Source organism: Methylobacterium platani (assembly GCF_001653715.1).
Classification (GTDB): domain Bacteria; phylum Pseudomonadota; class Alphaproteobacteria; order Rhizobiales; family Beijerinckiaceae; genus Methylobacterium; species Methylobacterium platani.
Genome location: NZ_LWHQ01000099.1, coordinates 1 through 5,652 on the forward strand (window position 1 = coordinate 1; position 5,652 = coordinate 5,652).

The window sequence follows — 5,652 nt, forward strand, 5'->3', positions numbered from 1 at the left end:
TGAATGCGTCAATGCACTAGCACCAGGAGGGTGGTCCCGAAAAGAACGCCCTCGCCACGGTCACCGACCTCCGCCTGACCCGCAAGCAGGTCGTCGAGAGACAGGGCGGCGCAGTCGAACATCAGGGCGTGAGCCTGCGAGGGCGGGGGATCGTCGCGATTCCGGTACGGTGCCGTCGACCTCCGCCGGCAGCGTCGCCGTCGTGCCGCGCGGGGCCTGGACGTGCCGGTCATCGATGCCGTCTCGCGCCGGTTCGGGTTCGCATGGATGCGGCCGGCGCATCGACCCATTCAGCCTTTGACTTGGACCTCTCGCGCGCCGCGCTCCTACTCTCCCGTCCCGGAACGCCCCCGCCCGAAGGGGGCGCGAGAAGAACGACATCACGCCGTCGCGGCCCCGCCGCCGGCCCCGGGAGGAGATTCATGAGCGCAACCACGAGCGCGGTCCGCGGCCTCGCGGCGGCGAAGCGGAGCCGCATCCGCCTCGTCATCCTGGCGATGCTGTTTGCGGCCACCGCCATCAACTACGCCGACCGGGCGACCATCGCCATCGCCGGCCCGGCCATGGCCAAGGAGCTCGGCCTCGACGCCGTGACCATGGGCTACGTGTTCTCGGCCTTCGCCTGGTCCTACGTGCTGGCCCAGCTCCCCGGCGGCTGGCTGCTCGACCGCTACGGCGTGAAGTGGGTCTACGCCGCGGCGATCTTCCTGTGGTCGGCCTTCACGCTGATGCAGGGCGCGGTCGGCTTCCTCTCGGGCTTCGCCGCGGTGGCGGTGCTGTTCGCGTTGCGCCTCGCCGTGGGGCTCGCCGAGGCGCCGGTCTTCCCGGCCAATGCCCGCATCACCGCGGCCTGGTTCCCGGCGAACGAGCGCGGCATGGCCTCGGCCTTCTTCAACGCGGCGCAGTACTTCGCCACCGTGCTGTTCGCGCCGCTGATGGGCTGGATCGTGCACGCATTCGGCTGGCACCACGTCTTCACGGTGATGGGCGCGCTCGGCATCGCCTTCGCGCTGCTCTGGACCCAGGTGGTGCACGGGCCGCGCGAGCACCCCGCGATCAACCCGGCCGAGCGCGACTACCTCGAAGCCGGCGGCGCCCTGATGGACATGGACGGCGCCGGGGCCGAGACCGCGACCCGGGCCGGCCGCACCCTGCGCCAGCTGCTGGCCAACCGGATGCTGCTCGGGATCTATGTCGGGCAGTACTGCATCAACACCCTGACCTACTTCTTCCTCACCTGGTTCCCGGTCTACCTGGTGAAGGAGCGCGGCCTGTCGATCCTGCAGGCGGGCTTCGCCGCGACGCTGCCGGCGCTGTGCGGGTTCCTGGGCGGCATCCTCGGCGGGGTGATCTCGGACCAGCTCCTGCGCCGCGGCCATTCCCTGACGGCGGCCCGCAAGATCCCGATCGTGTCGGGCATGCTGCTGTCGATGGCGATCATCGGCTGCAACTACGTCCGGGCGGATGCCGTCGTGGTCGGCCTGATGGCGCTCGCCTTCTTCGGCAAGGGCATCGGCGCGCTCGGCTGGGCGGTGGTCTCGGACACCTCGCCGCGGGAATCCGGGGGCTTGAGCGGCGGGCTGTTCAACACCTTCGGCAACCTCGCGGGCATCACCACGCCGATCGTCATCGGCTACATCGTCCGTGAGACCGGCTCGTTCGACGGCGCCCTGGTCTTCGTCGGCCTCAACGCCCTGGCGGCGGGCCTGTGCTACCTCGTGGTGGTCGGCGAGATCCGCCGGGTCGAGCTTGCGGCCGTGACGGAGCCGTGACCCCGCGATGCGGGCGATCCGCCTCCTCGCCGGCCTCGTCCTCGCCCTCGCGGTCCTCCGCGGGGGCGTCGCCCTGTGGGGGGGCCTCGGCGGGGTGCGGGCAAAACCATACGGGATCTTGATGCCGGGGCCGGTCGGTCCGCCTCGATCCTTCACGGCACCCGGGACACCTTGAGGGCGCGGCCACGCCGATGGCCGCGCGAACCCGATCCTCCCGATGTCCCGATCCCCGCTTTCCCCCGCCGCACCGGTCCCGGCCCCGGCCCGCCTCCCGCTCGCCTTCCTGGTCGGCCAGAGCGCCGACGGCCACTGGCTCGCGGTCGAGACCCACGGCCTCGGCGGCGGCATCTTCCGCAGCCGCCGGGACGCGCTGACCTACGCCGCCGCCGAGACCGGCCGCCGGCCCGACGCGGTGCGCCTCGCCGGCACCCCGCTCTCCCTCGATTCCGTCTCCCTCGTCCCGTGACCGCGGCGATGCGCGGACGGCCCGGCGGCGCGCTCACCGCCCTGGTCACGCCCTTCGCGGCGGGCGGGACCCGGCTCGACGAGCGGGCACTCGGCGACCTCGTCGTCCGGCAGGTCGCGGCGGGAACCGAGGGCCTGGTGGTCGCCGGCCCCACCGGCGAGGGGCCGGCCCTGACGGAGGCGGAGCGCGACCGGGCCCTGCGCGTCGCCGTCGAGGCGGCGGAGGGCCGGGTGCCGGTGATCGCCGCCACCGGCAGCAACTGCACCCGGACGGCCGTCGCCCGGACCCGGGCCGCCGCCGCCGCCGGGGCCGCCGCCGGCCTCTCGGTCACGCCCTACTACAACCGGCCGACCCAGGAGGGGCTCTACCGGCACTACGCCGCGATCGCCGCCGGCGCCGACCTGCCGCTCCTCGTCCATGCCGAGCCGGCCCGCACCGGCCTCGACCTCCACCCCGACACCCTGGCGCGGCTGGCGGCCCTGCGGGGGGTCGTCGGCCTCGTCGACGCGACCGGCGACCTCGCCCGGCTCCCGACGATCGCGCGGGCCGCGGGCCCGGGCTTCCTGGCGCTCTGCGGGGACGACGCCACCGCCGCCGCCCACACGCTGATGGGCGGGCAGGGATGCGTCTCGGTCGTCGCCAACCTGGTGCCGGGGCCGTGCGCCGCCCTGCAGCGCGCCGCCCGGGCCGGCGACCACGCCCGCGCCCGGGCGCTCCAGGCCGGGCTGATGCCGCTGATCGCCGCCCTGGCGCGGGAGACCGATCCGGGCCCGGTCAAGCTCGCCCTGGCGCTGCTGCGGCCCGGATTCGCCCCCGACCTGCGCCTGCCCCTGGCGCGGCCGCGCCCGGAGACGGAGGCCGCCCTGGCGGCGGCGCTCGATCCGCTCGCGGCGGCGACGGAGGCGGCGGCGTGACCGAGGAGGCCGTCCGGGCCCTCGGACGGGCGCTCGCCGCGGCCCGGCGCACCGGCGCGGTGACGGCCGATCCCGGGCCCGGCCTCCTCGACGACCCGGCTTGGGTCCAGGCCGAAGCCGTGCTCGCCGCCGGCGAGACGGTGCGGGGCTTCACCCTCGCGGCGACGACGATCCGCACCGCCCGCGCGCTCGCCTGCCCGGAGCCCCTGGCCGCGCCGCTCCTCGCCTCCGCCCTGTGCGAGGACGGCGCCGCCTTCCGCACCTCGCGCGCCGTGCTCGGCATCGGCGCGCAGTACCTGATGGTGATCGGGCGGTCCTTCCCGCGCGAGGACGAGGATCCGGGCGACCGCGAGGCGCTCGCCGGCGCGGTCCTGTCCTGCCGCATCGGCCTGCAGGTGCTGGGCCGGCGCCTGCCCGACTCGGTGCCGCTCGGCCCCGCCTCGGCGATCGCCGATTTCGGGCTCGATGCGGCCGAGCTGCGCGGGGCCGCGATCCCGCGCTGGCGCGAGGCCGATCTCGGCGGCACCCCGGTGACCTTGCGCCTCGACGGCCACCCGGTGGCGCAGGGGGCGGGCGCCGAGATCCTGGAGAGCCACCCGCTCGCCGCGCTCGCCTGGCTCGCGGGCGGGCTCGCCCGGGCCGGCCGCAGCCTCGAGGCCGGCGACACCGTCGCCACCGGCAGTTGCACCGGGTTGATCCGGGTCAGGCCAGGGCAGCGGGTCGAGGGCGATTTCGGCGCCCTCGGACGGGTCGGGCTGGACGTGGTGTAGGGGAGTGCCCCGGGCTGCCGCTCAGGCCCCGGCCTCGTGCGCCTCGCGCACGAAGGCGGCGCGCGCCTTCGCGTCGGGCGCCATCCCGCGCGCACCGCACCAGGCGACGAAGGCCTCCGGCTCGATCCGCACGCGGGTCACCGCGACGCCGCTGCGCGCGACCTCGCGCTCGACCTGCATCGCCGACATCTGCCAGGTGGCGTAGCTCTCCGGCAGCCCGGAATCCGCCATCGCGTCCCGGATCCGCGGATAGTCGCCCGGCTCGTACCAGGCGATGCCGACGCTGCGCGGGCGATCCGTCGCCGGACGATCCATCGATTCAAGCCTCCCACCCGCGTCCCGGGCCGCGCGGACCCGTCCGGTCGCGCCAGTGTCGCCGCGGCGGGCCGCGACGCAACAGAAATCCGGCGCGACAGAAAAAAGGCCGCCCTTGCGAGGCGGCCCGAAGTCTAGGGAGGAAACGCCCAAAAGAGGGCTGCACCGCCGCGACGCCATCGCGGCGGTGCGAAAACGTTTTCTCATGTTGCAGCGCACACGGCAACGGCCCGACCGACGGGACGGCCATGCTCGCGGCGCATATCGGGCAGGGCGGCGGGCGGGGGCCCGGCCGCCGCGTCAGCGCCGCAGGTCCATCTTCCGCAGGCCCCAGCCGGTCAGCAGGATGGCCGCGAGGGCGAAGGGCGCGGCCCCGATCACCGCCGCGAGCGCCTCCGAGCCGATCAGCCAGCCGAGGCCCTTCACGAGGGACATCAGCAGCAGGAAGCCGCTGACGCAGGCGAGGAGCACGATCGTGCCGCCCCACAGCGTCCAGGCCGAGACGACCCCGGCGATCCGGTCGACCTCGCCGGAGAACAGCGCGATCTCCTTGGCCGCCAGGCCGCCGGCGAGGCGGACGGCCTCGGCGACCAGCCTGATCGTGCTCACCTGCCGTTCGGACCGCACCGCTCACGCCCCCGCTTCGCCGCCGCGAGACATGTCGGCGGCGAGCGGAAACGCCCGAGCTTGACCGTCGTTCCGGGAGCGCGGCCGAACCCGTCGGTCAGGCCGGCTTGAGCGGGCAGCTCTGCCGGGCGAGCAGGCGCCAGGTCCCGTCGGTCGCGCCGCCGTCCCTGAGCCAGACCTGCAGCACCGCGATGTACGAGCGGCCGGTCTCGCCGTTGGGCAGGATGTCGGCGCCGTCCCAGACATGCCGGACCATGGCGGTGTCGCCGACGACCTGGACCCACTGCTCCGAGAAGGTCAGCGTCCTGTAGTTCGTCTTGCCCGAGAGGGCGGCGATGAAGGCCGTCTTGGTCTCGATCTTGCGGCCGCTCGAATGGCCGTAGCTGAGCTGCGGGTGGGTGAGGGCGTCGAGCGCCCGGGCGTCGCCGGCCTGGATCGCGACCCGGAGGGCCTCGACCTGCGCCTCCACCCGGCGGGCCTCGCCGTTCTCGTCCGCGGCCTGCGCCGGTCCCGCCCCGGCGGCGAGCAGCGGCGCCGCCGCCATCCCGGCCAGCAGCACGCGCCGCGAGCATTGCTCCGTCTGCACCATGGGTCTCCTCCCGTCCGGTCGCCGGTCGGATCTCCCGCCGGCGCCGCGCCGTTTCGCGCCGTTCGAGCCTAGAGCACGTCGCGATCGCGTTGCAACACGGTACACGACAGCGCGACCTCCGTCCGACCATAAGGGCGGACGATCCTCGTAAGCCTCCCCCTTTCCCGGACGACTGCAACGAAGTGGAAGGAGATCCGGG

Annotated in this window: 7 protein-coding genes; 4 read left to right on the forward strand and 3 right to left on the reverse strand. The window is 74.7% G+C overall.

Going from position 1 to position 5,652, the window contains the following annotated elements; all coding sequences use genetic code 11:
* Window positions 1-422 precede the first annotated feature (422 nt).
* The 4 genes from A5481_RS31170 (at window position 423) to A5481_RS31185 (ending at window position 3,922) form a co-directional block, all read left to right on the forward strand.
* Window positions 423-1,772, forward strand: a complete 1,350-nt coding sequence (locus A5481_RS31170) for an MFS transporter (protein ID WP_048437233.1) — start codon at window positions 423-425, stop codon at window positions 1,770-1,772.
* A gap of 217 nt (window positions 1,773-1,989) precedes the next feature.
* Window positions 1,990-2,238, forward strand: coding sequence for a hypothetical protein (locus tag A5481_RS31175; protein ID WP_048437232.1), 249 nt, complete (start codon window positions 1,990-1,992; stop codon window positions 2,236-2,238).
* Between the two features lie 8 nt (window positions 2,239-2,246).
* On the forward strand, window positions 2,247-3,152 hold the full coding sequence (gene dapA / locus A5481_RS31180) for a 4-hydroxy-tetrahydrodipicolinate synthase (RefSeq protein ID WP_048437235.1): 906 nt from the start codon (window positions 2,247-2,249) through the stop codon (window positions 3,150-3,152).
* Window positions 3,149-3,922, forward strand: coding sequence for a hypothetical protein (locus A5481_RS31185; RefSeq protein ID WP_053082597.1), 774 nt, complete (start codon window positions 3,149-3,151; stop codon window positions 3,920-3,922). Before dapA ends, A5481_RS31185 begins: the two co-directional genes overlap by 4 nt.
* A 21-nt stretch (window positions 3,923-3,943) precedes the next feature.
* On the opposite strand, the gene A5481_RS31190 is transcribed toward A5481_RS31185, so the two are convergent.
* The 3 genes from A5481_RS31190 to A5481_RS31200 form a co-directional block, all read right to left on the reverse strand.
* The gene (locus A5481_RS31190) at window positions 3,944-4,237 is read right to left on the reverse strand and encodes a hypothetical protein (protein ID WP_048437231.1); all 294 of its coding nucleotides are present in this window, start codon (window positions 4,235-4,237) and stop codon (window positions 3,944-3,946) included.
* A 300-nt stretch (window positions 4,238-4,537) separates the two neighbouring features.
* Window positions 4,538-4,846 (reverse strand): phage holin family protein, encoded by a 309-nt coding sequence (locus A5481_RS31195; RefSeq protein ID WP_245239216.1) that lies wholly within the window; start codon window positions 4,844-4,846, stop codon window positions 4,538-4,540.
* 115 nt (window positions 4,847-4,961) lie between these two features.
* Window positions 4,962-5,453 (reverse strand): nuclear transport factor 2 family protein, encoded by a 492-nt coding sequence (locus A5481_RS31200; protein ID WP_048437229.1) that lies wholly within the window; start codon window positions 5,451-5,453, stop codon window positions 4,962-4,964.
* Window positions 5,454-5,652: the final 199 nt, after the last annotated feature.

Excerpts from the sequence above, each read along its gene's own strand:
- A5481_RS31170 (WP_048437233.1), top strand. The coding sequence starts at position 423 with ATGAGCGCAACCACGAGCGCGGTCCGCGGCCTCGCGGCGGCGAAGCGG.
- A5481_RS31175 (WP_048437232.1), top strand. The coding sequence starts at position 1,990 with ATGTCCCGATCCCCGCTTTCCCCCGCCGCACCGGTCCCGGCCCCGGCC.
- dapA (WP_048437235.1), top strand. The coding sequence starts at position 2,247 with ATGCGCGGACGGCCCGGCGGCGCGCTCACCGCCCTGGTCACGCCCTTC.
- A5481_RS31190 (WP_048437231.1), bottom strand. The coding sequence starts at position 4,237 with ATGGATCGTCCGGCGACGGATCGCCCGCGCAGCGTCGGCATCGCCTGG.
- A5481_RS31200 (WP_048437229.1), bottom strand. The coding sequence starts at position 5,453 with ATGGTGCAGACGGAGCAATGCTCGCGGCGCGTGCTGCTGGCCGGGATG.